Consider the following 860-nt stretch of genomic DNA (forward strand, 5'->3'; position numbering starts at 1 on the left):
TTACGATGCCAACGGCAATCAGGTTGAAATAAGCGAAATGTTTGGCGATGCAGCCACCATTCAAAGACGAAATATTTGGGATGAACAAGACCGACTGCTGGCTGTTGACCTGCGCCCGGAAGACAAAACCCAGCACCCGATAGCGATTTATACTTACGATGCTGCCGGCGAGCGTATAGTGCGCTACAACACCGACCAATTTGAGGTTTCGACAAACAGCAGCGAAGTAGCGCAAATGACTAAAGACAACATCATGATTTACCCGAGTGGATTACTCATGGGACGAGTATTGCGAAAAACCACACAAAATCAAACAAGACTTTTCTCACTCGCATACAGTAAGCATTATTACATTGGTTCCGAGAGAATCACATCCAGAACAGGAAGTAATCTACATATTGCGCGCTTTCCGAAGGATCAATTAGAATCGGACATGCCAGATTTAGATATTACCTCCATNGAGTGGATTACTCATGGGACGAGTATTGCGAAAAACCACACAAAATCAAACAAGACTTTTCTCACTCGCATACAGTAAGCATTATTACATTGGTTCCGAGAGAATCACATCCAGAACAGGAAGTAATCTACATATTGCGCGCTTTCCGAAGGATCAATTAGAATCGGACATGCCAGATTTAGATATTACCTCCATTCGCGAAAGAAGTAATGCAGCCGTATCTATGGCTAACGGTTCAGTAACTAGTATTTATACTAAATTCGAACTGCCGACCCCGACATTACAAAGTTCTGTGGAAGAATTGTCGTTAGCAGCTGATATTTCACAAGTTGTACCAAACAAATACTACTTCCATCCCGACCACCTCGGTTCAAGCACCTATATCTCAAACGATTTGGGC

General features: G+C 43.1%; 1 protein-coding gene. It reads left to right on the plus strand.

Annotated elements, in window-relative coordinates:
- Positions 1 to 629: 629 nt before the first annotated feature.
- On the plus strand, positions 630 to 860 hold a 231-nt coding region (locus CHX27_RS00265; RefSeq protein WP_133063361.1), incomplete at its 3' end, for a hypothetical protein.

Source organism: Flavobacterium aurantiibacter (assembly GCF_002251775.1).
Taxonomy (GTDB): domain Bacteria; phylum Bacteroidota; class Bacteroidia; order Flavobacteriales; family Flavobacteriaceae; genus Flavobacterium; species Flavobacterium aurantiibacter.